This is a genomic window from Mesorhizobium sp. M1273, assembly GCF_040318195.1.
In the GTDB taxonomy this organism is placed as follows: Bacteria; Pseudomonadota; Alphaproteobacteria; order Rhizobiales; family Rhizobiaceae; genus Mesorhizobium.
In genome coordinates, this window is sequence record NZ_JAMYLV010000001.1 from 185,652 (window position 1) to 211,208 (window position 25,557).

At 62.7% G+C, this 25,557-nt stretch carries 28 protein-coding genes; 12 read left to right on the forward strand and 16 right to left on the reverse strand.

Annotation, left to right across the window (positions count from 1 at the left end; translation table 11 throughout):
- The first annotated feature begins 40 nt into the window (after positions 1–40).
- Positions 41–730 carry an HAD family hydrolase gene (locus tag NKH30_RS00820; protein WP_023674153.1) on the forward strand — a complete coding sequence of 230 codons (690 nt, stop codon included), beginning with the start codon at positions 41–43 and terminating at the stop codon, positions 728–730.
- 38 nt (positions 731–768) lie between these two features.
- Here NKH30_RS00820 and NKH30_RS00825 read toward each other — a convergent pair whose 3' ends face one another.
- Positions 769–1,467 (reverse strand): hypothetical protein, encoded by a 699-nt coding sequence (locus NKH30_RS00825; RefSeq protein WP_352612429.1) that lies wholly within the window; start codon positions 1,465–1,467, stop codon positions 769–771.
- Between the two features lie 128 nt (positions 1,468–1,595).
- On the opposite strand from NKH30_RS00825, the gene thrC reads away from it, so the two are divergent.
- Genes thrC through NKH30_RS00845 form a run of 4 tightly spaced genes read left to right on the forward strand, consistent with a single transcriptional unit; the run spans position 1,596 to position 7,803 of the window.
- A complete protein-coding gene (gene thrC, locus NKH30_RS00830) occupies positions 1,596–2,993 on the forward strand; it encodes a threonine synthase (RefSeq protein ID WP_352501950.1) in 1,398 nt (465 codons plus the stop codon).
- Between the two features lie 14 nt (positions 2,994–3,007).
- Positions 3,008–4,300: a M16 family metallopeptidase gene (locus NKH30_RS00835; RefSeq protein ID WP_352470646.1), complete on the forward strand. Its 1,293-nt coding sequence runs from the start codon at positions 3,008–3,010 to the stop codon at positions 4,298–4,300.
- Between the two features lie 15 nt (positions 4,301–4,315).
- Complete coding sequence (locus NKH30_RS00840) at positions 4,316–4,912, forward strand: GNAT family N-acetyltransferase (RefSeq protein WP_352993823.1); 597 nt, start codon at positions 4,316–4,318, stop codon at positions 4,910–4,912.
- Positions 4,913–4,914: 2 nt separating this feature from the next.
- Entirely contained in the window at positions 4,915–7,803 is a 2,889-nt protein-coding gene (locus tag NKH30_RS00845; protein WP_352612424.1) for an EAL domain-containing protein, read from the forward strand.
- 23 nt (positions 7,804–7,826) lie between these two features.
- Here the strand turns inward: NKH30_RS00845 and NKH30_RS00850 are convergent, their stop codons facing one another.
- Positions 7,827–8,435, reverse strand: coding sequence for a YqgE/AlgH family protein (locus NKH30_RS00850; protein ID WP_031211061.1), 609 nt, complete (start codon positions 8,433–8,435; stop codon positions 7,827–7,829).
- Positions 8,436–8,582: 147 nt separating this feature from the next.
- Here NKH30_RS00850 and NKH30_RS00855 point away from each other — a divergent pair, with 147 nt between their 5' ends.
- The 3 genes from NKH30_RS00855 (at position 8,583) to NKH30_RS00865 (ending at position 10,599) form a co-directional block, all read left to right on the forward strand.
- Positions 8,583–9,389, forward strand: a complete 807-nt coding sequence (locus NKH30_RS00855; RefSeq protein WP_352612422.1) for a protein-disulfide reductase DsbD domain-containing protein — start codon at positions 8,583–8,585, stop codon at positions 9,387–9,389.
- An 82-nt stretch (positions 9,390–9,471) separates the two neighbouring features.
- A complete protein-coding gene (locus tag NKH30_RS00860; protein WP_352612420.1) occupies positions 9,472–9,972 on the forward strand; it encodes a peroxiredoxin in 501 nt (166 codons plus the stop codon).
- Between the two features lie 147 nt (positions 9,973–10,119).
- Entirely contained in the window at positions 10,120–10,599 is a 480-nt protein-coding gene (locus tag NKH30_RS00865) for a DUF2938 domain-containing protein (protein WP_352612418.1), read from the forward strand.
- An 18-nt stretch (positions 10,600–10,617) separates the two neighbouring features.
- Here the strand turns inward: NKH30_RS00865 and rnhA are convergent, their stop codons facing one another.
- The 11 genes from rnhA to coxB all read right to left on the reverse strand — a co-directional run bounded on the left by rnhA (position 10,618) and on the right by coxB (position 19,732).
- On the reverse strand, positions 10,618–11,157 hold the full coding sequence (gene rnhA / locus NKH30_RS00870; RefSeq protein ID WP_352501954.1) for a ribonuclease HI: 540 nt from the start codon (positions 11,155–11,157) through the stop codon (positions 10,618–10,620).
- Entirely contained in the window at positions 11,154–12,116 is a 963-nt protein-coding gene (locus NKH30_RS00875) for a homoserine kinase (RefSeq protein WP_352456890.1), read from the reverse strand. The genes rnhA and NKH30_RS00875 overlap by 4 nt, the downstream gene beginning before the upstream one ends.
- Before the next feature lie 5 nt (positions 12,117–12,121).
- Complete coding sequence (ispH, locus tag NKH30_RS00880) at positions 12,122–13,126, reverse strand: 4-hydroxy-3-methylbut-2-enyl diphosphate reductase (protein ID WP_254818458.1); 1,005 nt, start codon at positions 13,124–13,126, stop codon at positions 12,122–12,124.
- Between the two features lie 107 nt (positions 13,127–13,233).
- On the reverse strand, positions 13,234–13,989 hold the full coding sequence (locus tag NKH30_RS00885; RefSeq protein ID WP_352612413.1) for an SURF1 family protein: 756 nt from the start codon (positions 13,987–13,989) through the stop codon (positions 13,234–13,236).
- Positions 13,986–14,372, reverse strand: coding sequence for a DUF983 domain-containing protein (locus tag NKH30_RS00890; protein ID WP_352470653.1), 387 nt, complete (start codon positions 14,370–14,372; stop codon positions 13,986–13,988). The genes NKH30_RS00885 and NKH30_RS00890 overlap by 4 nt, the downstream gene beginning before the upstream one ends.
- Positions 14,373–14,454: 82 nt before the next feature.
- Positions 14,455–15,336 carry a cytochrome c oxidase subunit 3 gene (locus tag NKH30_RS00895; RefSeq protein WP_352449883.1) on the reverse strand — a complete coding sequence of 294 codons (882 nt, stop codon included), beginning with the start codon at positions 15,334–15,336 and terminating at the stop codon, positions 14,455–14,457.
- 1 nt (position 15,337) lies between these two features.
- Complete coding sequence (locus NKH30_RS00900) at positions 15,338–15,970, reverse strand: cytochrome c oxidase assembly protein (protein WP_352612410.1); 633 nt, start codon at positions 15,968–15,970, stop codon at positions 15,338–15,340.
- A 7-nt stretch (positions 15,971–15,977) separates the two neighbouring features.
- Complete coding sequence (locus tag NKH30_RS00905) at positions 15,978–16,145, reverse strand: cytochrome c oxidase system small membrane protein (RefSeq protein WP_502911447.1); 168 nt, start codon at positions 16,143–16,145, stop codon at positions 15,978–15,980.
- Positions 16,142–17,086, reverse strand: a complete 945-nt coding sequence (locus NKH30_RS00910; RefSeq protein ID WP_352612408.1) for a heme o synthase — start codon at positions 17,084–17,086, stop codon at positions 16,142–16,144. Before NKH30_RS00910 ends, NKH30_RS00905 begins: the two co-directional genes overlap by 4 nt.
- A 76-nt stretch (positions 17,087–17,162) precedes the next feature.
- Complete coding sequence (gene ctaD / locus NKH30_RS00915; RefSeq protein ID WP_352470655.1) at positions 17,163–18,815, reverse strand: cytochrome c oxidase subunit I; 1,653 nt, start codon at positions 18,813–18,815, stop codon at positions 17,163–17,165.
- A gap of 38 nt (positions 18,816–18,853) precedes the next feature.
- On the reverse strand, positions 18,854–19,732 hold the full coding sequence (gene coxB / locus NKH30_RS00920) for a cytochrome c oxidase subunit II (RefSeq protein WP_031211057.1): 879 nt from the start codon (positions 19,730–19,732) through the stop codon (positions 18,854–18,856).
- A 372-nt stretch (positions 19,733–20,104) separates the two neighbouring features.
- Here coxB and NKH30_RS00925 point away from each other — a divergent pair, with 372 nt between their 5' ends.
- The 4 genes from NKH30_RS00925 to NKH30_RS00940 all read left to right on the forward strand — a co-directional run bounded on the left by NKH30_RS00925 (position 20,105) and on the right by NKH30_RS00940 (position 22,973).
- Positions 20,105–20,629, forward strand: coding sequence for an invasion associated locus B family protein (locus NKH30_RS00925; RefSeq protein ID WP_023674131.1), 525 nt, complete (start codon positions 20,105–20,107; stop codon positions 20,627–20,629).
- Positions 20,630–20,757: 128 nt separating this feature from the next.
- On the forward strand, positions 20,758–22,170 hold the full coding sequence (tldD, locus tag NKH30_RS00930) for a metalloprotease TldD (RefSeq protein ID WP_352501957.1): 1,413 nt from the start codon (positions 20,758–20,760) through the stop codon (positions 22,168–22,170).
- A gap of 151 nt (positions 22,171–22,321) precedes the next feature.
- Positions 22,322–22,597, forward strand: coding sequence for an AbrB/MazE/SpoVT family DNA-binding domain-containing protein (locus tag NKH30_RS00935; RefSeq protein ID WP_352449889.1), 276 nt, complete (start codon positions 22,322–22,324; stop codon positions 22,595–22,597).
- Entirely contained in the window at positions 22,584–22,973 is a 390-nt protein-coding gene (locus NKH30_RS00940) for a type II toxin-antitoxin system VapC family toxin (RefSeq protein ID WP_023674128.1), read from the forward strand. The genes NKH30_RS00935 and NKH30_RS00940 overlap by 14 nt, the downstream gene beginning before the upstream one ends.
- Positions 22,974–23,027: 54 nt before the next feature.
- Here NKH30_RS00940 and NKH30_RS00945 read toward each other — a convergent pair whose 3' ends face one another.
- From NKH30_RS00945 to NKH30_RS00955, 3 genes are all read right to left on the reverse strand, one after another.
- Positions 23,028–23,378, reverse strand: coding sequence for an antitoxin Xre/MbcA/ParS toxin-binding domain-containing protein (locus NKH30_RS00945; protein WP_502898868.1), 351 nt, complete (start codon positions 23,376–23,378; stop codon positions 23,028–23,030).
- Between the two features lie 96 nt (positions 23,379–23,474).
- Positions 23,475–24,716 carry a class I SAM-dependent RNA methyltransferase gene (locus NKH30_RS00950; RefSeq protein WP_352540102.1) on the reverse strand — a complete coding sequence of 414 codons (1,242 nt, stop codon included), beginning with the start codon at positions 24,714–24,716 and terminating at the stop codon, positions 23,475–23,477.
- Complete coding sequence (locus NKH30_RS00955) at positions 24,713–25,492, reverse strand: TlyA family RNA methyltransferase (protein ID WP_352470660.1); 780 nt, start codon at positions 25,490–25,492, stop codon at positions 24,713–24,715. Before NKH30_RS00955 ends, NKH30_RS00950 begins: the two co-directional genes overlap by 4 nt.
- Positions 25,493–25,557 lie beyond the last annotated feature (65 nt).

The window sequence follows — 25,557 nt, forward strand, 5'->3', positions numbered from 1 at the left end:
AAGCCCTCGGCATTCCCTTCATCCCGCTTTCCGGATCACCATGCCCCAGCCAGACCTTGTCATCTTCGATTGCGACGGCGTGCTCGTCGATTCCGAAATCATCGCCGCGCGGATCGATGCCGAGCTGTTGACCTCGGCCGGCTACGAGATATCGGCCGAGGAGATTTCCGAGGTCTATGCCGGGTTGACTTTCAAGGACATCATGATGCGGGTCGAGGAAAAGTCCCGGATCCCGTTCCAGGCCTCGCTGATCGACAAGGAGGAACAGCTGGTCGATCGTAGGCTGCGCAGCGACGTGCGTGCCATCGACGGGGCGCACGAGGCTGTCGCCGCGGTAGCAGTGCCGCGCTGCGTCTGTTCGAATTCGCGCTCGGAGCGGATCGAATTCATGCTGGAGAAGGTGCAGCTTTTGCCGTTCTTTGCCGGCCGTATCTTTTCCTCGCTGGAAACCCCGACCGGGAAATCCAAGCCGGCGCCGGACGTGTTTCGGTTCGCCGCGGAAAAGCTCAAGGCCGATCCTGCGAACACCTTTGTCATCGAGGATTCGGTGCATGGCGTCACCGGCGCCAAGACGGCGGGAATGCGCGTCATCGGCTTCACCGGCGCGGCGCACAGCTATCCCGGCCACGCCGATGCGCTGACCGAGGCCGGCGCGGAAACGGTCATCCGCCGCTGGGCGGAGCTGAAAAGCGTGATCGCCGCGCTGTCGGAATGGTCGGCGGACGCCTGAGAGGCCGCCTCCAACCGCCGTGGCACGAATGCAGCGGCTTAGTTGGTCGCGGCGGCTTTCTTCTTCCTCGGCTTGTCTGTCGCTACTTTCGAAGCGCCCTCGTCATACCCGGCATATGCCTGGTAGTCCTTCGCCGTCGGCTCCGGAACGACGACGTTGGAATCGGTGAAGACGAACTGCGTGGCACTCGAAGGATCGGTAACCTGGACCTGATAGGAGTGAAGCTGCGAATAGAGAACTTCGGTGCCGTGCATCACCGCGATGCGGATCGGCATGGTGATGGTCCCGGGGGTGAACATCGGGCCAGGCACGACCTTGCCGGCGACGGCTATCTTCATCGACAAGGAGCCGTTGGCGCGGCTGCAGTCGCGGGTCACATCGGTGATCGAAGCCTGATAGATGATCTTGGCGGAATCGTCCGGCTGATCGACGCCTGCCGCGTCCACTGCCGGCTGGGCGGCTTCCTCGGCGGCAACATCGGGTTTTTTCTTCGGCTTCGGACCGCTCTTGGCGTAGGTATTGAAGAAGGCGGTGCCGTCACGCAACGTCACTTTCGGGCAATAGGCCTGCAACTGGCTGGAAAGCACCTTTGGATCGGGTGGCGGTGGCGGCGTCGCATCCTTTTTGCCGAAGCCGAGAATTCCATTGTCGCTCGATTGGCAACCTGCGGCGGCAAGCATAAAGCCGGTGAGCGCCACACCCGCGACAAAACGACCGTTGAATGAATGAAACGCCATGAACTGCACTTCCCTCTCGCAAAGCCGGTGACGTATATCAACCGCGCGGCAAAAATGCGACTGATCCAGCGCAGAAATCCACCACCTCGCGGCGGGCGAAAATTCCCGGCAGCAATGGAAACGTGACGATGCAATATGTGAGTACCCGCGGGGAAGCGCCCGCGCTTGGATTTTCCGACGCGGTGCTGGCCGGACTGGCGCGCGACGGCGGGCTCTACCTGCCGAGCGCCTGGCCGCATTTTTCCGCAGCCGAGATCCGCGCCATGCGCGGCCTTGCCTATCCCGATCTTGCCATCCGCGTGCTGTCGCCGTTCCTCGGCGGCGAGATCGCGGCGCCGGTGTTCGAACGGCTGGTGCGCGAAGCCTATGCAACCTTCCGCCATGAGGCCGTCTGCCCGCTGGTGCAGACCGGGCCGAACAGCTTCGTGCTCGAGCTCTTCCACGGCCCGACGCTCGCTTTCAAGGACGTGGCGATGCAGCTTCTTGCACGGCTGATGGACCATGTGCTGGCCGAGCGTGACCAGCGCGCCACCATTGTCGGCGCCACCTCCGGCGACACCGGAGGGGCCGCCATCGATGCCTTTGCCGGGCGCAACCGCACCGACATCTTCGTGCTTTTCCCGCACGGCCGCGTCTCGCCGGTACAGCAGCGGCAGATGACGACCTCGACCGCCGCAAACGTCCATGCGTTGGCGATCGAAGGCAATTTCGACGACTGCCAGAGCCTGGTAAAGGACATGTTCAACGACCACGGTTTTCGTGACCGGGTATCGCTGTCCGGCGTCAACTCGATCAACTGGGCCCGCATCATGGCCCAGATCGTCTATTATTTCTCCTCCGCGCTGTCGCTCGGCGCGCCCGACAGGCCGGTTTCCTTCACCGTGCCGACCGGCAATTTCGGCGACATCTTCGCCGGCTATGCCGCCAAGAAGATGGGGCTGCCGATCGAACGGCTGATCATCGCCACCAACGACAACGATATTCTGGCGCGCACGCTGGCAACCGGCGAATACCGCATGAAGGGGGTCTTTTCGACCACGTCCCCCTCGATGGACATCCAGGTGTCTTCGAACTTCGAACGCTTGCTGTTCGAAGCGTCCGGCCGCGATGCCTCGGCCGTGCGGCGCTACATGAACGGGCTCAAGCAGTCCGGCGCCTTCACCATCGAGGCCGGCGAAATCGCCAAGATCCGGTCCGAATTCGACGCCGGCCGCGCCACCATGGACGAGGTCGCCGCCACCATCCGCACCACACTTGCGGCGAGCGGCTATCTGCTCGACCCGCATACCGCCGCGGCCGTGCATGTGGCCGCCGGCAAGGCTGCGGGTGAGGTGCCGATGGTGGTGCTGGGCACTGCGCACCCGGCAAAGTTTCCCGCCGCCGTCGAAGCCGCCAGCGGCGTGTCGCCTGCCCTGCCTGCATGGCTAGGCGGGTTGATGAGTGCCGAGGAAAAATACACGGTACTTCCATCCGACCTGAAAATGGTGGAAGATTATGTCGGCCGCCACACGCGGGCGGCGCGTTAGGGAGTAATTGCCATATGGGTGTTGAGGTAAGCCGTCTGTCGAACGGCCTGACAGTCGCCACCGAAACCCTTCCAAGCCTCGAATCTGTTGCCCTTGGCGCCTGGGTCAAGTCGGGCGCACGCAACGAGCGTGACGAAGAGCACGGAATGGCGCACTTGCTCGAGCACATGGCTTTCAAGGGCACCAGTCGGCGAAGCGCCTTCGAGATCGCCTCGGAGATCGAGGACGTCGGCGGCGAGATCAATGCCGCCACCAGCGTCGAGACGACCTCCTATTATGCAAGGGTTCTGAGCGACGACGTGCCGCTGGCCGTCGATATCCTTTCCGACATCCTGCAGGAATCCGAATTCGATCCGCAGGAGTTGGAACGAGAGCAGCATGTGATTCTGCAGGAGATCGGCGCCGCGCACGATACGCCCGACGACGTCGTTTTCGATCACTTTACCGAGACCGCCTTCCGCCACCAGACTATCGGCCGCTCGATTCTTGGCACGCCGGAAACCGTCAAATCCTTCACTTCGAAGCAGCTGCACGACTTCATCGAACGACAGTACGGCGCCGAGAACATGGTGATGGTGGCGGCCGGCGATATCAAGCACGACGATTTCGTGCGGGAGGTCGAAAAGCGTCTCGGCAGCTTCCGCGGCAAGGCCGACGGCACCATCCCGCAATATGCGCAGTATGTCGGCGGCGATTTTCGCGAGGACCGCGACCTGATGGACGCGCAGATCGTGCTGGGTTTCGAGGGCCGCGCCTATCACGTCCGCGATTTCTACGCCTCCCAGGTCCTGTCGATGATCCTGGGCGGCGGCATGTCGTCGCGGCTTTTCCAGGAAGTCCGCGAGAAACGCGGCCTGTGCTATTCGGTCTACGCCTTCCATTGGGGTTTTTCCGACACGGGCGTCTTCGGGGTCCATGCGGCGACCGGACAAAGCGATATTGCCGAGCTGGTGCCTGTGATCATCGACGAGCTGCAAAAGGCCGGTGAAAACATCCTGCAGGAGGAGCTCGACCGGGCGCGTGCGCAGTACCGCGCCGGGCTGATCATGTCGGCCGAGAGCCCGGCCAGCCGCGCCTCGCAGATCGCCAGGCAGTTGCTTCTGTTCGGCAGGCCGATAGCCAAGGAAGAGTTGATGGAGCGGCTGTCGGCGCTGACGGTCGAGCGGCTGACGGACCTGTCATCGCGGCTTTTTTCGACCAAGCCGACGCTTACAGCCGTCGGGCCGGTGGGTACGCTCGCGCCCTATGAGGCGATCCTCGATTCGCTTTCGGGCACGCAGACCACTGCCCGCAAGCTCGCCGTCTAAGCCTACTCGAGCGTCGTGTTCGCGCTCCCTTTCTTTCGCCGCGACCTGCCGGCACTGAAGGGCGAGCTTGTCACGCTGCGCGTACCGCTGACCAACGACTATCGCGAGTGGTCGGTGCTGCGCAGTGAAAGCCGCGCCTTCCTTGAGCCGTGGGAGCCGCGATGGACCCCTGACGAACTCGACCGCCCGGCGTGGCGGCATCGTATCGGGCGCTACCGCGAGGACTACGCGCAGGGGACGGCGATCGCCTTCTTCATCTTCGAGAAAAGCAGCGGCAAGCTGGCCGGCGGTATCACCCTCGGCAATATCCGCCACGGGGTCGCCCAAAGCGGCCATATCGGCTACTGGATCGGCGAGCGCTTCAGCGGACGCGGCCTGATGACCGATGCCGTAAGAGTGGTGACGCGTTTCGCCTTCGAAACGCTGCGATTGCACCGGATCGAAGCTGCCTGTATTCCCGACAACGCCCGGTCGATCCGCGTGCTTGAAAAAGCCGGATTCCGGCGCGAAGGACTGCTACGATCCTATCTCAGGATCAACGGCATCTGGCAGGACCATTACCTATACGCCCGAATCGCGGACGATCCGCCGGGCGTTGGAACAAAGGGCTGATTTTGACGAATTTTCTGCGCAAGGGGTCGCTGCTTGCCTTTATGCTGGCGGCAATCGTCACGCTCTGCGCGGCGTCCTCGGCCTTTGCCGTAGAACCGATCAAGATCGCCCGCGACGACGTTGCGCTCGATCTTTCGGGGGCCGTCTTGATCTACCGGAACCAGGGCGAGAATTTTCAGGTGTCGACCGCGCCAGGCCCGGACGGCATCGTGCGGCGCATCGAGGTCGAGGCAAATGATGCGCGCTCGAGCGGTGACTGGGCGGTGTTCGCGCTGGCCAATACCACCGACCAGCAGCTCGACAGGCTGATTGTCGCACCGCATTTCCGGCTGGTGAATTCCGGCCTGTTCTGGCCGGATCTCGGCTCGACCCGTATCGCCGCGATCACGCCCAGCGAAGGCTTTGCGCTCGACCGCCAGACCAGCCCCGACGCCGACGTGTTCCGGGTGACGTTGAACCCCGGAACGGTGATTACCTTCATCGCCGAGCTCGCCTCGCCCAAGCTGCCGCAGGTCTATCTGTGGGACCCTGAATCCTACAAGGACTCGGTCAATTCCTACACGCTGTTTCGTGGCATCGTCATCGGCATTGCCGGCCTGCTGGCGCTGTTCCTGACCATTCTTTTCGTCGTCAAGGGGACCTCGATGTTCCCGGCAACGGCGGCCCTAGCCTGGGCGGTGCTTGCCTATATCTGCGTCGATTTCGGCTTTCTCAACAAGATCATAGAGATCTCACCGGGCAATGAGCAGATGTGGCGCGCCGGAACGGAGGTGGCGCTCGCGGCGACCTTCGTGGTGTTCCTGTTTGCCTATCTCAACCTCAACCGGTGGCACGGCCATTTCAGCTACGGCGCGCTGGTCTGGATTCTCGGGCTGGTGCTGATCGCCGGTGTCGCCATCATCGATCCGGCGGTCGCCGCCGGCATTGCCAGGCTGTCCTTCGCCGCCACCGCGCTGACCGGGCTCGGCCTGATCATCTTCCTCGGTATCCGCGGTTACGACCGCGCCATCATGCTGGTGCCCAGTTGGGTGATGGTTCTGCTGTGGCTATGCGGATCGTGGATGGCAATCACCGGCATGCTGGACAACGATATCGCCCAGCCGGCGCTGGGCGGCGGGCTGATCCTCATCATCCTGCTGATCGGCTTTACGGTGATGCAGCACGCGTTTGCCGGCGGCGCCCTGCATCAGGGCCTGTTCTCCGATCTCGAGCGGCAGGCGCTGGCGGTTGCCGGATCGGGCGATACCGTGTGGGACTGGGACGTGCTGCGCGACCGCGTCGTCACTCGTCCCGACGTCAGCAGTCAGCTCGGCCTTGCCCCCAACAGTCTCGGCGGGCCCGCCCGCAACTGGCTGCCGGTGCTGCATGCCGACGACCGCGACACGTTTCGCACGACACTCGACGTGGTGCTCGAGCACCGGCGCGGCCGGGTGTCGCAAAACTTCCGCCTGCGCGGCGCCGACGGGCACTATCACTGGTTTTCGCTGCGCGCCCGGCCGGTGATCGGCTCGGACGGCGAGGTCATCCGCTGCGTCGGCACCATGGTCGACGTGACGGAGCAGAAGAAGTCCGAGGAACGGCTGCTGCATGACGCCGTGCACGACAATCTGACCGGCCTGCCCAACCGCGAGTTGTTCATGAACCGGCTGGAGGCGATCATTTCGATCGCCCGCACCGAAGAGAAGGTGCGCCCGACCGTCTTCGTCATCGACATAGACCGCTTCAAGCAGGTCAATGACGGGCTCGGCATCTCGGCCGGCGATACCATCCTTTTGACTATCGCGCGGCGGCTGCACCGACTGCTCAAGCCGAAGGATTCGCTGTCGCGCTTTGCCGGCGACCAGTTCGCGCTGATGCTTTTGTCGGAGCAGGATCCGGCCCGCATCGCGGCCATTGCCGATGCCATCAAGCACGCCATCAACAACCCGATCACCTTCGCCAAGCGCGAGATCGTGCTGACGGCCTCGATCGGGCTGATCACCTGGACCGCCACGCAGACCTCGGCCGAGGACATGGTCAAGGATGCCGAGCTTGCCATGCATCAGGCCAAGCGCTTCGGCGGCGACCGGATCGAGCCGTTCCGTCCCGCCTTCCGCACCGTCGGCACCGACCGGCTGCAGTTCGAGTCCGATCTGCGCCGCGCCATCGAACGACGCGAATTCACGCTTGCCTACCAGCCGATCGTGCGGCTGGAGGACGGCAGCGTCGCAGGCTTCGAAGCGCTGCTGCGCTGGGACCATCCGCGTCGCGGCATGATCCCGCCGGCTGATTTCATTCCGGTCGCCGAAAACTGCGGCCTGATCGTGCAGCTTGGGCTGTTCGCCATGCAACAGGCTGCCGAAGACCTGGCGGGATGGCAAAAGCAGATCGGCGATGCGCCGCTGTCGGTCTCGGTCAATCTGTCCAGCCGTCAGCTCATCCGCCGCGACCTGGTCAGCGACGTCCGCTCGGTGATCGCGCGAGCCAACCTGAAACCGCGCTGCTTCCGGCTCGAACTCACCGAATCGCTGGTGATGGACAATCCCGAGCAGACCGCCCATGTGCTGACCAAGCTGAAGCAGCTTGGCATCGGCCTGTCGCTGGATGATTTCGGCACCGGCTATTCATCGCTGGCCTATCTGACGCGCTTTCCATTCGACACCATCAAGATCGACAAGAGCTTCGTCGACGACGCGACGCCGAAACGTGCGGTGCTGCTCAAATCCATGGTCAATATGGCGCATGAACTCGGCCTGTCGGTTGTCGCCGAAGGCATTTCGGACGAGAGCGATGCGCTGGAGTTGCGGCAGATGGGCTGCGAGTACGTGCAGAGCTTCATGTTCGGCGCGCCGATGCCGGGCGACCAGGTGCTGAAGACGCTGAAGGAACAGTATCCGTTGACCCAAGCGTGACAAGTTTCAGGACGTAATGAGGTTCAGGCGTGACCGGCAGCCAGGCTGAGATGCGCGAGATCAATGCCGATCGAGGCGAGGATCCGGTCATATTTGCGATCGATGTCGGCGTCGAACAGAAGCTCGGCACTTGCCGGGCAAGTCAGCCAGCCATTCTCGACGATCTCGTTTTCAAGCTGGCCCGCACCCCAGCCGGCATAGCCAAGCGCCATCAGAGCCCGCCGGGGTCCGCGGCCGGAGGAGATGGCGCGCAATATGTCGACGGTCGCGGTCAGACAGACATCGTCGGACACGGCGAGCGAGGATTCCACCCGGTAGTCGCCCGAATGCAGAACGAAGCCGCGGCTACGATCCACCGGTCCGCCATTGCGCACGACGAAGTCGCGCGCCGGTGGCGGCAGGCGAATTGCCTCCAGCTCGTTCATGATGCCGAGTTGCACGAGCAGGTCCGGAAACAGCATCTGCTGCGTCTGGTTGATGATCAGCCCCATCGCGCCTTCGTCGCTGTGCGCGCAAATGTAGATGACAGAGCGCGTGAAGCGGTCATCCTTCATGCCGGGCATGGCAATCAGGAACTGATCGTCGAGAAAGCCGGGTCCTGCGGCCGTCCTTTTATGGCGCAACAAATCCATGGCCACAGCGTAACGCGTTTCCGGGGCGTCGAAAAGATGGGCGGCGCCCGATTTGATCAGGCTCGTAAATCGAAGGTCACGCAAATATGATGCCGGCGGCGTCATGAAATCATTGTGCGGCCATCAACAGACGATCAAATCATTGCCATGCAAAGCTTGAAAATCCTGCTGCTTGGCGTAGCCATTGGATCGGCGACCGGCCTCCCCGCCTCAGCCTCCTCATCGGCCTGGTACAACAGCGAAGGCGGCAGGGTGCGGCTGGTGACGAGCGGCAAGGCCGATGAGGCCGGGCGTCTCCAGGGCGTCCTCGACATTGCGCTGAAGCCCGGCTGGAAGACCTATTGGCGCGATCCGGGCGATGCGGGCGTGCCGCCACAGATCGACGTCTCGGCCAGCACCAACATTGCCGACGCGACGCTTTCGTTTCCGCCGCCGCAGCGCCACGACGACGGCTACGGCAAATGGGCCGGCTACGACCACCCCGTTTCGTTGCCGGTGACGTTCACGCTTGCCGCGCCCGGCCAGCCGGCCGTCATCGATGCGGACATTTTCCTCGGCATCTGCGAAACCATCTGCATCCCGGTGCAGACAAGGCTGACCGTCGATCCCGGCGCCGATCCGGACAACGCCGGGGACGCGGCACTGGTCAAGGCAGGCCTTGCCACCCTGCCTGCCACGGCAACGCCCGATTTCGGCATAAACGTACTGCCGGGCGACCACGAAACGCTGATTGTCGAAGCGAGCTTTCCGGGCAGCCCCGAGGGCGCCGACTTCTTCGTTGCCGGCGAACGCGACTACATGTTCGGTGCCCCGGCACGCAGCGAAAAGGATGGCAAGCTGATCTTTACTGTGCCGATCCTCGACAGGCCGTCGACAACGCCAACCGATGGCGGCCTGCACTACACACTGACAAGTGCCGCAGGCGCGGTCGAAGGCCTGTTGCCATTCCCGTGATGCCAACGTCTGGACGGTTGCCGGGCGCGCCTTAATTCGCTATCGCAAGGACACTCCCTTCCATTTCCAAGCGAGGACCATCATGACGATCTCCGTTGGCGACAAACTGCCCGATGCGACCTTCAAGACAATGACCGCCGACGGTGCAAAGCCGATAACGACGGGCGAGATATTCTCAGGAAAGAAGGTCGTGCTGTTTGGCGTTCCAGGCGCCTTCACGCCGACCTGCAGCAACAATCATCTGCCCGGCTACCTGGACAATTACGACGCCATCCTGGCGCGCGGCGTCGACACTATCGCCGTTGTCTCGGTCAACGATGTTCACGTTATGGGGGCCTGGGCCCGCTTCAGCGGCGGTGAAGGCAAAATCCTTTATCTTGCCGATGGCAATGGCGATTTCGCCAAATCCGTCGGCCTCGACGCCGACCTCTCCAGCGGCGGCATGGGGCTACGCTCGAAGCGTTTTTCGATGATCGTCGATGACGGCAAGGTCACCGCACTCAATGTCGAGACAAAGCCCGGCGTCGACGAATCCGGTGCGGCTCACATTCTCGGACAGCTTTCCGTCCTGGCGACAGCCTAGGCCAGGCACGGCAAAGGGCGCCTTCGAGCGCTCAACGTCCAAAGGACGCTGACTTTGCATCGGCGCATGATCCTTCCGAAAGCCGACCCGGTTTTTCGGGACCATGCGTCGGCCCTTCGGGACTGCTTGCTTCTGGGGACCTCGATTATGTCTGACATCGTCTGGCGCAGCGTCGCGATCGGCATCGGCGCAACCGCGCTTATGGATGTCTGGGCGATTTTCCTGAACAAGGCGTTTGCTCAGCCGCGGCCGAACTGGGGGCTGGTCGGCCGCTGGGTCTGGCATCTCAGGGAAGGCAAGGTCTTCCATGACGACATTGGCGAGGCCTCGCCCTACCCGCATGAATCAGTACTTGGCTGGGCCTTTCATTATGCTGTCGGCATCGTCTACGGCGTCATACTGGTCGTGCTGGCCGGAACGGCCTGGCTCACCGCGCCGACCTTCCTGCCGGCTTTTATGCTCGGCATCGTCACCGTCGGCGCCGGGTGGTTTCTGCTGGCGCCCGGCCTGGGCGCCGGCTGGGCCGCTTCGAAGCGGCCCAATCCGATGCAGGTCCGCGCCCTCAATCTTGTGTCGCATACGGTGTTTGCCATCGGACTGTTCGGCACCGCCCTTCTGATCCGCTGACACGCCAGTTCAACCGGATCAATAACTCTGGGTCGAGCGCCGAACCTTCTTGGCCGCCGATTGCCTGGACTGGGTGCCTTCCTCCGGCGGCACGGACGCGAGCACGGGTTTCGCCGACTTCGTCTTGAATGGCGCCATGCCGAGCCGCGCCAATTCGTCGGCGCGCTCGTTCTCGGGATGGCCGGCATGGCCCTTGACCCAATGCCAGGTGACCTGGTGGCGGTTGCGCGCAGCGTCGAGCTGCTGCCACAGCTCGGCATTCTTCACCGGCTGCCTGGCGGCGGTCTTCCAGCCGTTGCGCTTCCAGCCGTCGATCCAGCCGAAAATACCGTCCTTGACGTAGTTGCTGTCGGTATAAAGATCGACGACGCAAGGCTCCTTGAGCGCATTGAGCGCCGAGATGGCCGCCAACAACTCCATGCGGTTGTTGGTGGTCAGAGCCTCGCCACCATGGAGCTCCTTGATTGCGCCGTTGAAGCGCAGGATTGCGCCCCAGCCGCCAGGCCCGGGATTGCCCGAACAGGCACCATCGGTGAAGATTTCAACGCGCTTGGTCATGTCAGTCCATATTCGGAAGGAGAGTTGATCGCCCGGTGGAAGCGCATCCGGCGGATATACTCGGTCGGGTCGCGTTTCATCACCAGGCCGCCGTCCGGGACCGTCAGCCAGTCGTAGAGCCGGGTCAGCATGAAGCGCAGCGCCGAACCGCGCGCCAGCATCGGCAGCGCAGCTTTCTCGTCACTGCTCAACGGCCGCACGCTTTGGTAGCCGGCAAGCAGCGCCGTGCCCTTGGTCAGATTGAAGGAAAAATCCTTCTCGAAGCACCAGGCGTTCAGGCACGTGGCAACGTCATAGGCATAGAGGTCGTTGCAGGCGAAATAGAAGTCGATCAGCCCGGACAGTTTCTCGCCGAGGAAAAACACATTGTCCGGGAAAAGATCAGCATGGATGATGCCTTGCGGCAGACCGTTCGGCCAGTTCCGCTCGAAATCGGCGAAATCGGCATCGACCTCGGCCGCCAGTCCCGGCTCGACCTCGTCGGCGCGGGCGCGGGCGGCATTCCACAGCTTGCGCCAGCCATCGATGGCAAGGGCGTTGGGGCGGGTCATCGGAAAATCCGCGCCGGCGAGATGCAGTGCCGCCAGCGCCTTGCCGACCTCGCCGCAATGTGCAGCCGTCGGCCGCCGCAGCGACAGGCCTTCGAGAAAGGTGATGATGACCGCCGGCCGGCCGGCAAGTGTTCCGATCACACCGCCATCATGTGCGGTGACCGGGAGCGGGCACGAAATGCCCTTTCTGGCGAGGTGGGCCATGAGGCCGAGAAAGAACGGCAGGTCAGCCTTGTCGACGCGCTTCTCGTAAAGCGTCAGGATGTAGGAGCCGCTGCTGGTGTGCAGCAGAAAATTCGAGTTTTCGGTGCCTTCGGCGATGCCCTTGTAGGACAAGAGGTCGCCGACCGGATAGTTCCTGAGGAATGCGCCGAGCTCGCCCTCGTTGACGTCGGTGTAAACCGCCATCGTTGCTACGCGGCCCCGTTGACGAAGGCCATGTCGGCAGCCGTCAGTTCGACATCGCGCAACACCCGCATCACCGGAAAGTCCTCCGTCTCCGTCGCCGTCACGGCCAGCTCGATGGTCACGTCGAAGCGCTGCCTGAACGCATCGACGATCTCGTCGACGATGATCTCCGGCGCCGAGGCGCCCGCCGACAGGCCGAGCGTCGAAATGCCGGCAATCTCATTCCACGGAATTTCGGAGGCGCGCTGCACGAGAAGCGACATCGAGGCGCCGGCGCGCTCGGCCACTTCGACCAGGCGCCGCGAGTTGGACGAGTTAGGTGCGCCGACAACCAGGAAGAGATCGGCGCCGGCCGCTGTTTCCTTGACGGCTTCCTGGCGATTGGTGGTGGCATAACAGATCGATTCCGCCGCCGGCGCGTGCAGCTCGGGAAAACGCTGCTGCAGGGCGCGGATGATACCGGCGGTATCCTCGACCGACAGCGTCGTCTGGGTGACGAAGCCGAGCGCTTGTGGGTCTGCGGGCACGAAGCTTGCGGCGTCGGCCTCGGTCTCGATCAGAGTTACCGCGCCGTCCGGCAACTGGCCCATTGTGCCGATCACCTCCGGATGCCCGGCATGGCCGATCAAGAGCACGTGGCGGCCAAGCCGCTGATGGCGCATCGCCTGCTTGTGGACTTTCGAGACCAGCGGGCAAGTCGCGTCGAGATAGAACAGGTTGCGGGACTGGGCGTCGGCCGGCACAGATTTCGGCACGCCATGCGCCGAAAAGACGACCGGGCTCTGGCGATGCTCGGGCGGGATCTCGGAGAGCTCCTCGATGAACACCGCGCCGAGGCTTTGCAGCCCTTCGACGACGTAGCGGTTGTGCACGATCTCGTGGCGGACATAGACCGGCGCGCCGTATTTCTTCAGCGCCAGCACGACGATCTGGATGGCACGGTCAACGCCCGCACAGAAACCGCGGGGCTGGCAGAGCCGGATGGTCAGCGGCGGCTTTGTGTGAAGCATGATTGCATCTTACGCTGATTGTAGGCCGGTTGATCGGACTATGACTTCTGAGCTCAAGGCGCGAAATGAGGTGCGCGGCCCTGCCCTGTCAAGGGTAATGGCGGCGATCATTGGTCTTTCGCCGGGCGGCGGAGCCAGGAGATCAGGACGCCGGCAAGGGCGGCGGCAAGGCCGTACCAGGTTATCGCATATTGCAGATGGCTGTTCGGCAGGTCGATGACGGTGACACCGCCAACCGGCAGCCCGCCGGGGTTGGGCGTGGCGTTCGCATCGATGAAGATCGGCACCAGCGCCGCACCTGTCGGCAGGCCGGCGCTCGAGGCCATCGCGTCACGATCTTTCCAGTAGAAGATATTCTTCTGCGGATCATTGTCGGGAAGCATCATCGAGGGCTTGGCCGGCAGCGGGTTACGGGCGAGCCCCGTCACCGTCACTTTGCCCGTTACCTGTTCCTGCGGCCGCTTGGCTGGATCCTTGAAATCGTAAGGCACGAAGCCGCGGTTGATCAGCACGAAACGGCCATCGTCGAGCTGTAGCGGCGTGAAGACGTCGAAACCGGACTGGCCTTCCCAGGTGGCGAGGAAATGCCGCTCGTCTTGATGCAGGAAAGTGCCGGTCACTATCACCGGCGTGTAGTCCACGTCGCCGGCGGCAGCAAACCGCTTTTCGACCTCGGCCAATGGTACAGGCGCCGAATGCGTACGCTGGTCGATCGTCTGGAGAAGGCCCTCTTTCCAGTGCAAGCGCTGAACCTGCCAGGTGCCGAGCGCCAGCAGGATCAAAAACACGACGATACCCAGGCCGAGCGCCAATGCGCGCTTGGGCCGCGACCGGCCGGCCACCGAACCTGATGCCTCGCTCATTCGCCGCGGTCCAGCCGGCCCTCGGCCGCCTTGTTGCGGTATTGCAGCGTCAGCAGCACGCCCTTGATCAGCCGGAGCGCCGCCAGGCAAAGCACCAGCGTCAGCGGAATCCACAGCAGCAGATGCAGCCAAAGCGGTGGATTGAGCGTCACCTCCATCCACAACGCCAGGCCGACGACGATGAAGCCGATGATCAGGATAACGAACACCGCCGGCCCGTCACCAGCATCGGCGAAAGAATAATCGAGGCCGCAATTGGTGCAGCGATTGCCGACCGTGAGGAACCCGGAGAACAGCTTGCCCTCGCCACAGCGGGGGCAGCGGCCATGCAAGCCGGCCGAGATCGGATCGATTGGTGGCCAGATCGCCTTGTCGTCGCTCATGGGATCATCCTAGGAGCATTTGCCGCAAAAGATAAGGCGGCCACGTCGCCGCAGCCGCCTTGTCGATTTCCTCAGTTCGATCTCAGTGCGGTTCGATCATCGCGCCGTTCGATGCCCAGACGTAGATCGAGGCAAACAGGAACAGCCACACCACGTCCACGAAGTGCCAGTACCAGGCGGCGGCCTCGAAGCCGAAATGCTGCTTGGGCGTGAAGTCCCCCTTTATGGCGCGGATCAGGCAGACCAACAGGAAGATCGTGCCGATGATGACGTGGAAACCATGGAAGCCGGTCGCCATGAAGAAGGTGGCGCCGTAGATCGAATCCCTGAAGCCGAACGGCGCGTGCATGTACTCGTAGGCCTGCACCATGGTGAACAGCATGCCGAGGCCGACGGTCAGCACCAACCCATTGATCAGGCCCTTGCGGTCGCCGTGGATGAGCGAGTGGTGCGCCCAGGTCACCGTGGTACCCGACAGAAGCAGGATGACGGTGTTGTAGAGCGGCAGATGGAAGGGGTCGAGAACTTCGAGGCCCTTGGGCGGCCAGACGCCGCCGGTGAAGGCGGTACGGGCGTATTGATGGACCTCGCCCGGAAACAGGCTGGCGTCGAAGAAGGCCCAGAACCAGGCGACGAAGAACATCACCTCGGAGGCGATGAACATGATCATGCCGTAGCGCAGATGCAGCGACACGACACGGGTGTGGTGTCCCTCATGCGCCTCCTTGATCGTATCCGACCACCAGGCGAACATCGTGTAGATGACGATCAGCAGGCCGATGAAGAACAGCCATGGATTGGCGACATTGAAACCGAAGATCGGGAAATCGCCGCCCTTGAGGTATTGCATGTAACAGACGCCGCCGAACGCGGTCACCAGCGCCCCGACGGAGCCCAGGAAAGGCCACGGGCTCGGGTCGACAAGGTGGTAGTCATGTTGTGGTTTTGCGTGTGCGTCTGCCATATCAACCCCCGAGGCTTGCTTCGGTATCTGAAATCTTGTTGCGGTGGCCGTCGGCCGGCACCGATGATGCGACCGGCTTGGTCTTGTCGACCGGGAACATCGTGTAGGACAGGGTAATCGTCGTCAGATCCTTCAATTCCGGCGCGTTGACGATGTCGGGATCGACATAGAAGACGACCGGCATGTCCAGTGTCTCGCCCGGCTTCAGCGTCGTGTCGGTGAAGCAGAAACACTCGACCTTGTTGAAGTAAGGTCCGGCCAGTTCCGGCTGCACGTTGAAGGTGGCGCGTCCAGTGATGGGACGGCTGAATTTGTTGGTCGCGCTGAAATGCGCCTCGGCGGTTTCGCCGATCTTGATGGTGATCGAGCGAGCGACCGGCTGGAATTGCCAGGGAACGCCGGCGGTGTTGGCGTCGAAGCGGATGGTGATGTCGCGATCGAGCACCCGATCGGCATATTGCTGGGTCGCCCGTTTGACGGTGCCGCCGTAGCCTGTCGCCTGGCAGAACATCGCGTAGAGCGGCACCGCGGCGTAGGCCATGCCGATCATGCCGCCGAAGAACGCGATGCAGACGCCGGCGACGACGCGGTTCGTATTCTTCTTCTTAGGATCGGTGACTGTTTGCCTGGTCATGTTAAGCTCACATCGAGCCGGGGAAACTGTGACCAAATTTCACGATGGTCGCGACGTAGAATATGACGACCAGCGCCGCCAGCGCGAAACCGATTGCGGCCGAGCGATTGCGGCGGGCCTTCTGCTGACGTTCGGTCAACGTGACCAGTTCAAGCTTCTTTTTGGCCATGCTCATGCTCCACCAATGGTCAGCGCGCGCGCGACGACACAATCGCCAAGGTAGGCGGCGAAGATGGCGAAGAGATAGAGCAGCGAATAGCCGAACAAGGCCTTGGCCGGCTTCATCGCCCGGTCGTCATCGGCCATTTGCAGCACCTTCCACGCATACCAGACGAAGCCGGCGCCGAGCAGCAATGCAACGACGCCATAGACCGGCGTGGTGAACCCGAGAACCCAGGGCAGCACGCCAACCGGCGCGAGGACCAGCGCATAGGCAAAGATCTGGCGTCTGGTCGAGGCCTGACCGGCGACATTCGGCATCATCGGAATGCCTGCCTTGGCGTAGTCCTCCGACTTGAACAGCGCGAGCGCCCAGAAATGTGGCGGCGTCCACAGGAAGATGACCAGGAACAGCACCAAGCTTTCGAGGCTGACCGATCCGGTTACCGCCGCCCAGCCTATGACCGGCGGAATGGCACCGGCAGCCCCGCCGATGACGATGTTCTGCGGCGTCCAGCGCTTCAGCCACATCGTATAGATGACGGCATAGAAAAAGATGGTGAAGGCCAGAAGCGATGCTGCCAACCAGTTGACCAGCACGCCGAGCGTCATCACCGACAGAACCGACAGCACCAGCCCGAAACTCAATGCCTCGCCTGGCCGGATACGGCCGGCCGGCACGGGACGGCCGGCGGTGCGCGTCATCACCGCATCGATGTCTGCGTCATACCACATGTTGAGCGCACCGGAGGCGCCGGCGCCGATGGCAATAGCCAGGATCGCGATCACCGCCAGCAGCGGATTGATGGTCACCGGAGCGGCGACCATGCCGACAAACGCAGTGAACACCACCAGCGACATGACGCGCGGCTTCAGCAGGGCGAAGAAATCGCCCGCCGTCGCTTCCGACATGCGGAAGCCCGGCTCGTCAATCAGTCTGTCTTCGGCAAGGGCCATGCGTACTTAAAGTCCATCATTCCGTTGGCCAAAACCGCCGGTCGGCCGGCGGCTCCGTATTAAAGGAGGCAACCGCCTACTTGATCTTCGGCAACTGTTCCCACTGGTGGAACGGCGGCGGCGAAGGCAGTTGCCATTCCAGCGTGGTCGCACCCTCGCCCCAAGGATTGGCGCCGGCGACCCGCTTCTTCTGGAACGCCTCGAAGACGCCGAACAGGAAGATGACGACGCCGATAGCCGAGATGTACGAGCCGTAGGACGACACCATGTTCCAGCCGGCGAAGGCATCCGGATAGTCGATATAGCGACGCGGCATACCGGAAAGGCCGAGGAAGTGCTGCGGGAAAAAGACTAGGTTGACGCCGACAAAAGTGACCCAGAAGTGGGTGTTCGCGATCACCGGCGAATACATGTAGCCGGTCATTTTCGGGAACCAGTAGTACCAGCCGGCGAAGATCGCGAAGACCGCGCCCAGCGACAGCACGTAATGGAAGTGCGCGACCACGAAATAGGTATCGTGCAGCGGGCGGTCGAGGCCGGCATTGGCCAACTGCACACCGGTGACGCCGCCAACAGTGAACAGGAAGATGAAGCCGATCGCCCACAGCATCGGGGTCTTGAGCGAAATCGACCCGCCCCACATAGTGGCGATCCACGAGAAGATCTTCACACCCGTCGGCACCGCGATGACCATGGTGGCGAAGACGAAATAGCGCTGGGTATCGAGCGACAGGCCCGTCGTGTACATGTGGTGGGCCCAGACGATGAAGCCCACCGCACCGATGGCAACCATCGCATAGGCCATGCCGAGATAGCCAAACACCGGTTTCCTCGAAAAGGTCGAGATGATATGGCTGATGATACCGAAACCCGGCAGGATCAGAATGTAGACCTCCGGATGGCCAAAGAACCAGAACAGGTGCTGGAACAGGATCGGATCGCCGCCGCCGTCCGGGGCGAAGAAGGTGGTGCCGAAATTGCGGTCGGTCAAAAGCATGGTGATGCCGCCGGCCAGCACCGGCAACGACAGAAGCAGCAGGAAGGCGGTAATCAGCACAGACCAGGCGAAAAGCGGCATCTTGTGCATGGTCATGCCGGGCGCGCGCATGTTGAAGATGGTGGTGATGAAGTTGATGGCGCCAAGAATCGAGGAGGCGCCGGCGATGTGGATTGACAGGATCGCCAGGTCCATGGCCGGTCCGGGCTGGCCCGATGTCGACAATGGCGGATAAAGCGTCCAGCCGCCGCCGACGCCGTAGGCGCCGGGCGCACTCGGGACGAAGGCCGAGAAAATCAGCAGGATGAAAGCCGGCGGCAGCAGCCAGAACGAGACGTTGTTCATGCGCGGGAAGGCCATATCCGGCGCGCCGATCATGATCGGCACCATCCAGTTGGCAAAGCCGCCGATCAGCGCCGGCATCACCATGAAGAAGATCATGATCAGCGCATGCGCGGTGGTGAAAGCATTGTACATGCTCTTGCCCCCGTCGATGGCGGCGTCGCCATTCATGCCGTAGACCATCTGCGCCAGGCCAGTGAATATCTGGATGCCCGGCTCCTGCAATTCCATGCGCATGACGACCGACAAGGCGCCACCGATGCAGCCCGCCATGATCGCGAAGATCAGATAAAGCGTACCGATGTCCTTGTGGTTGGTCGAATACACCCACCGGACCCAGCCATGATACGGCTTGTGGTCGTGGTCGTCGTGAGCTGCAGCGTGCGCCATGGTCGGCTCCGTTCCCTGAATCTTTTCTGGTCGCGGCATCAATTGCCGGCGGCCGCTACCTTGTTCGTGCCATCGACCTCGGCCATCAGCGCCTTGTTGGCGCCGGGAAGGTCGGTTTTGGCTGCCGCCAGCCAGGTCTTGTATTGTGCATCGGAGACGACGCGAATGGCGATCGGCATGAAGGCGTGGTCCTTGCCGCAGAGTTCCGAGCACTGGCCGTAATAGAGGCCTTCCTTGTCCGCCTTGAACCAGACCTCGTTGATGCGGCCCGGCACCGCATCGGTCTTGATGCCGAAGGACGGCATGGCAAAGGCGTGAATGACGTCGGTCGCCGTCACCAGCACGCGGGTCATGGTGCTGACCGGCACCACCATCTCATTGTCGACGGCGAGCAGGCGCGGATACGCGGCGCGATCTTCCTTGCCGGCAGCAGCCCTGTCGGCATCCTGAAGGATCGCGGAATTAAAGGAAAGCGTGTTGTCGACCTGGTATTCGTAGTCCCAGTTCCACTGATTGCCGGTCGCCTTGACGGTCAGCTTGGCTTCTTCCGGCGGCGTGTATTGCGCGGTCAGCAGTTGGAACGAGGGAATGGCGAGACAGAGCAGGATGACGACGGGACCGACAGTCCAGATGACCTCGATCAGCGTGTTGTGGCTGGTGCGCGACGGCGTCGGGTTGACGCTCGCCCGGAACCGCAAAATGCAGTAGGCAATCAGGAAAAGCACCAAGGCGGTGATCACAATGATGAACGCGAACGAGTAGTTCCCGAACCACTCGATCTGCCGCATAATGTCGGTCGCCGGAGGCTGAAAACTGGTTTCCCAAGGTTGGGGCTGGGCTGCATGAGCGGATGCAGCGGCAAACAACGTGGCGGCGGCACTAGCTACGATTTTGGCGGTTGCCAGGAATTTTCTCATCGCCCTCGTCATCTCCCAGTTCCTCGCGATCGGACCGCAAGAATGTCGAACAATGGCCGGGACGGGAATCCCGGACAATTCAAGGCTGGTTCAAACCATACTCTATTTGCCTCCGCAAGAAAGGAGCGCCGGAACCCGTGCGGCATTTTTGCGCGCAAGCGCGGCGCTGGCTTCGTGCGGTGACGGCTCGCCGCGAATCACCAGAGCGGCATCCGGGTAGAATGAGCCGCGCGGCGTGCGGAGCCGTCGCAATTAGGGCGAAATTGGCACTGAAAAGCGCATTGTCGCCTGTGTCGGGGCAGATCGCCGGGGTCTCGTCCTTTACTTGGGTTTAGTGCGGCTTAAAGTGCCGTGATTCGCAATGGAGCCGTCATGAACCCTTGGCTTTCGAGAACCTTGGCGAAGGTCATCTTTGTTGCCGCCGCAATAGCCTTGTCCGGCGCCGGCCTGGCCAATGCCGCGCAGCCAAGCGGCACGGTGAAGTCAACGCATGGGGCGTGGTCGATCATCTGCGATACGCCCGCCGGTGCTACATCCGAACAATGCGTGATGATGCAGAACGTCGTCGCCGAGGACCGTCCGGAAATGGGTCTTTCCGTCGTCGTGCTGCGCACAGCCGACAACAAGGCCGAAATCCTGCGTGTGCTGGCGCCGCTCGGCGTGCTGTTGCCGAACGGCCTCGGCCTCAATGTCGACGGCAAGGATATCGGCCGCGCCTATTTCGTGCGCTGTTTCCAGGACGGCTGCTATGCCGAGGTCATCCTGGAAAAGCCGCTGCTCGACACGCTGAAGACCGGTACGTCCGCCACCTTCATCGTCTTCCAGACGCCGGAAGAGGGCATCGGCATTCCCGTCGACCTCAAGGGTTTCGCCGACGGCTTCGCCGCCCTGCCTTGAGCCTGGGTCTTGTAGCACGATCCAGTGATGTTGACCGGCCGAGGTCACGGCAAATCTCATTTCAGATTGTCTGTGCGGGCCTTCGCGCCTACATCGTGGGAAACAATCCTCCTGCGAATGGACCTGCCATGAACAGCCTGATCGGCCAATTTGACATTTCCGACGATCGCATCAAGCAAATCGTTGCCGAGACTATTAACGGCGCCGACGACGGCGAACTGTTTCTCGAATATAGCGAAAGCGAATCGCTGATGTTCGACAATGGCAAGCTGAAGACCGCGAATTTCAACACCGACCAGGGTTTCGGCCTGCGCGCCGTCGCCGGCGAAGCCAGCGGCTACGCCCATTCCAGCGATCTCTCCGAAGCCTCGCTGCTGCGCGCCGCCGATGCCGTTTCGACGGTGAAGAGCGGCTATTCCGGCACGCTTGCCGCAGCGCCTGCCCGCACCAACCGCCACCTCTACGGCGACGGAAACCCTATCCCCTCGCCTTCCTTCGAGGCCAAGGCCAAGCTGCTTCAGGAAATCGATGCATGGCTGCGGGCCGAGGATCCGCGCGTCAGGCAGGTGACGGCGTCGCTCGCCGCCTCCTGGCAGCATGTCGAGATCATGCGCGCCGACGGCCAGATGGTGCGCGACATCCGTCCGCTGGTCAGGATCAACGTGTCGGTGGTGGTCGGCGACGGCGACCGCCAGGAGAGCGGCTCCTACGGCATGGGAGGCCGCAAGGATTTTGGTGAATTCCTGATCGAGGACAGCTGGCGGCACGCGGCCAAGGAGGCATTGCGGCAAGCGCTGGTCAATCTCGAAGCGGTTCCAGCACCTGCCGGCACTTTCGACATCGTGCTGTCGAGCGGCTGGCCGGGCGTCATGTTGCACGAGGCCGTCGGCCACGGGCTGGAAGGCGATTTCAACCGCAAGAAGACGTCGGCCTTTGCCGGCCTGCTTGGCCAGCAGGTGGCAGCGAAAGGCGTCACCGTCGTTGATGACGGCACCCTGCCCGAGCGGCGTGGCTCGCTTACCGTCGACGATGAGGGCACGCCATCGGCCCATAACGTGCTGATCGACGATGGCAAGCTGGTCGGCTACATGCAGGACCGCCAGAACGCCCGGCTGATGGGCATGAAAGCCACCGGCAACGGGCGACGCCAAGGTTACGCGCACGAGCCTATGCCGCGCATGACCAACACCTACATGACAGCGGGCGACATGGAGCCGGACGAGATCATCGCCTCGGTCAAGAACGGCATCTATGCCGTGTCGTTCGGTGGCGGCCAGGTTGACATCACTTCGGGCAAGTTCGTGTTCGGCTGCACCGAAGCCTACATGATCGAGAACGGCAAGGTGACGCAACCGATCAAGGGCGCCATGCTGATCGGCAACGGGCCGGATGCCATGCATCGTGTGGCGATGATCGGCAACGACATGAAGCTCGACACCGGCATCGGCATGTGTGGCAAGGCCGGACAGGGCGTGCCGGTCGGCGTCGGCCAGCCGCATCTCAGGATGAACCAGATGACAGTCGGCGGCACCAGGGTTTGATGGAGTTGACGACGAATTATCGCCGCTCCGGAACAACCAATCCCCGCCGCCCACTGCCTTGTCATCGCTTTAAGTAGGAGTAGCTTGCGCCTTGAATTTGCGGAGAGCTTCGACTATCTTACATTCGTCTTACACCTAAGGACGTGCGCAGATGGCTGCCGCAAAGAAGCTCGTAACTACGGTCTCGACCAAGGGACAGGTCATCCTGCCCAGCGCGATCCGGAAACGGAGGGAATGGCATGCCGGCACACGCCTTCTGGTCGAGGATACCCCGGAGGGCGTGCTACTGAAGCCTGCGCCAGTCTTCGCCGAGACACGGCCAGAGGACGTGTTTGGATCGCTGCGCTATAGTGGCAGGCCGAAGACGTTGGAGGAAATGGACGCGGGCGTGCTCGCCGAAGCGCGGCGGCGCCATGCTCGCAATTGATACCAACCTGATCGTCCGCTACCTGACGGGCGATCACCCGTCGCAGTCTTCCCGCGCCCGGGCGCTGATCGATAGCCAGCCGGTCTTTGTCGCCGTCACGGTGATGCTGGAAGTCGAATGGGTGTTGCGCAGCGCCTACGGTTTTGCGCCGCTTGAAATCGCCCGTACGCTACGGGTGTTTAGCGGGCTTCCCACGGTAGAGGTGGAAGACGGGGCGGTCGTGTCGTCCGCGCTCGACCTCTCGGAACAGGGGTTGGATTTCGCTGATGCGCTGCATCTGGGCAAGTCCGCTCACTGCGCTGGCTTCGCGACTTTTGACCGCAAGTTCGTCAGGGCCGCGAAGGCGGCCGGATACGAACGCGTGCAAGAAGCATAGCAGCTCACAGCGGCCCAGCGCGGCACAAAAGCGCGCCACAGGGTCAGCCTGGTTTCAGGCATAGATGCCGGAGCGGACTGCCTCCAGATAGGCAAGCACCTTGTCCGTCTTGCCTTCGCGAACCAGATCGTAGGCGGTCTTTCCGGCCCAACCGGGGATCGGCTGATGCTTGAACCAGATCGCCGCACGATGTTCATCACCGGCCATCTCGCCGGCCATCGCCAGGATACGGACGATGGGACTCAATGCGGCGTCGACCTTGCGCGCACCGGACTCGGCGGCAAGCGTGTTGCGCGCGAGACCGGTCAGCCCCGCCAGTTCTGTCGTATTGACCCCTAGCAGTTCAGCGACCCGCCTTGGCGAGAGAAACGGCGCCCGCTCCTCGCCGAAGCACGATGGCGAAATTTCGAAGGCTGCGGTGCTCGTGGCAATTCCCTAGCACGGTCTGAACGACGTGCGCTAAAAATGTGCTTTTTTGGTGCGCGTTTCAGGCCCTGGCTGCTAGCGTCTTCGTCTCGGCTTCTCCAACAGCGCCACGGCCTCGACATGCGGCGACCACAGGAACTGGTCGATCGGCGTCACGCTCTTCAGGGTATAGCCGCCGTCCATGAGGATGCGTAGGTCCCGCGCCAGCGTTACCGGATTGCAAGACACCGCAGCGACGAGCGGCACGTAGGAGCGCGCGATCTGCTTCGACTGGTCCTCGGCGCCGGCGCGAGGCGGGTCGAAGACAACGCCGTCAAAGGCATTCAACTCCTTGAATGTGAGCGGCCTCCGGAACAGGTCGCGACGTTCGCCGGTCACCCGCTTCAGGCCGCTGGCGAAACGGAATGCCCGGTCGAGCGCCGCGAGTGCTGCCGCATCGCCTTCCACCGCATGAACCTCCGATCTTGCGGCCAGGCGCAGCGCGAAGCTGCCGCAGCCGGCGAACAGATCGGCGACCTTTTTGGCGCGCGCGAAATGCTGGCCGACAATGTTGGCCATCGCCTGTTCGGCAGCCTCGGTCGCCTGCAGGAAAGCGCCCGGAGGCACTGCGACGGCGACGCCACCAAACAGGACGACCGGTTTGTTTGGTTCGATAATGATCTCGCCGTCGACCGACAGCCTGGCCAGCCCCTCGGCGATGACGAAGTTGGAAGCGACGCGGCGCTGGTTCTCGCCGAGCTTGCCGGAATCGTGAACCGCGACATCGAGGCCGGAACCGGTCACCGTCACCGCCATGTGGAACGATTTGGTCGTGGTGCAGATCAGTCCGGCAAGCATCCTCAAACGGTCGAGCGCAGCGACGATCTGCGGCGCCGAGATCGGGCATTCCTCGATCGAGATGATCTCGGATGACAGCGCGCGAACGAAGCCGAACTGCATTCCCGCCTCGCTCCGCCGGGCGGTGAAGACGACGCGGCGGCGCGTGTGCGGCGCGCACGGCACCAGCGCCCCGACATCGCAAGCGATGCCCTTGCTCTTCAGCGCATGCACGACCTTTTCGCGCTTCCACCGGTGATAGGCTTCAGTCTCGAGATGCTGGACGGCGCAGCCGCCGCATGCGCCGAAATGCCGGCACGGCGGATCGACCCGCAACGGCGAAGCCTCAACGACCGACATCAAGGTGGCGCGATCTTTCTCCCGCGCGGCGGTGACGACCTCTCCCGGCAGCGCGAACGGAATGAAAATCTCGCCGGTTTCCGTCTCGGCGATGCCGTCGCCCTGCGAGCCCAACCTTGCGATCGTGAAACGGGTGCTCATCGCTTCTGGGTCTCGACGTCCTTGATGCCGCCGAGCAGGAACTCGCGGTTGCCGTCGCCGCCCTCTATCGGTGACAGATGAAGCCCCAGCGAGCGCCAGCCGGGAATGGCATCGAGCCAGTCCTGCATCAGGCCGGCAATGCGCGCCGCATCATAGGGGTCCTTAAGCAGGCCGCCCTTGCCGATCGCCTCGCGGCCGGCCTCGAATTGCGGCTTGACCAGAAACACAGCTTTTGCGCCATTCCTGGCCAAGGCAAGCGCCGGCGGCAGCGCCAGTTTCAGCGATATGAAGCTGACATCCGAGACGATGAAATCCGGCACACGGCCGCCGAGATCGGCGGCCGATAGTTGGCGCGCATTCAGGCCTTCAATTACCGTCACGCGCGGATCGCCGGCAATGTCGGAGTGCATCTGGCCGTGCCCGACATCGATCGCGGTGACATGCGCCGCGCCGCGTTCGAGCAGCACCTGCGTAAAGCCCCCGGTCGAGGCGCCGACATCGAGCGCTTCGCTGCCGGTGGGGTCGAGGGCGAAATGCTCGAGACCAGCCTTCAGCTTCAGTGCGGCGCGCGACACGTAACCCTGCGCCGGATCGTCAACGACAATGTTGCACTCAGGCAGAACGGCCTGGCCCGGCTTGAGGGCGACGATGCCATCGACCGTCACGGTGCCGCGCTCGACCGCGTCGCGGGCACGCGAGCGGCTGGCAAACAGACCGCGCTGGACGAGCAATTCGTCGAGCCGCTGGCGTATGCTGGCTGGCGGAAGGGAAGTCATCGGCCTTCATGGCGAATGCCAACGATGATGGCAAGGATATTGGCGATGAGACAATGCATAGTTGG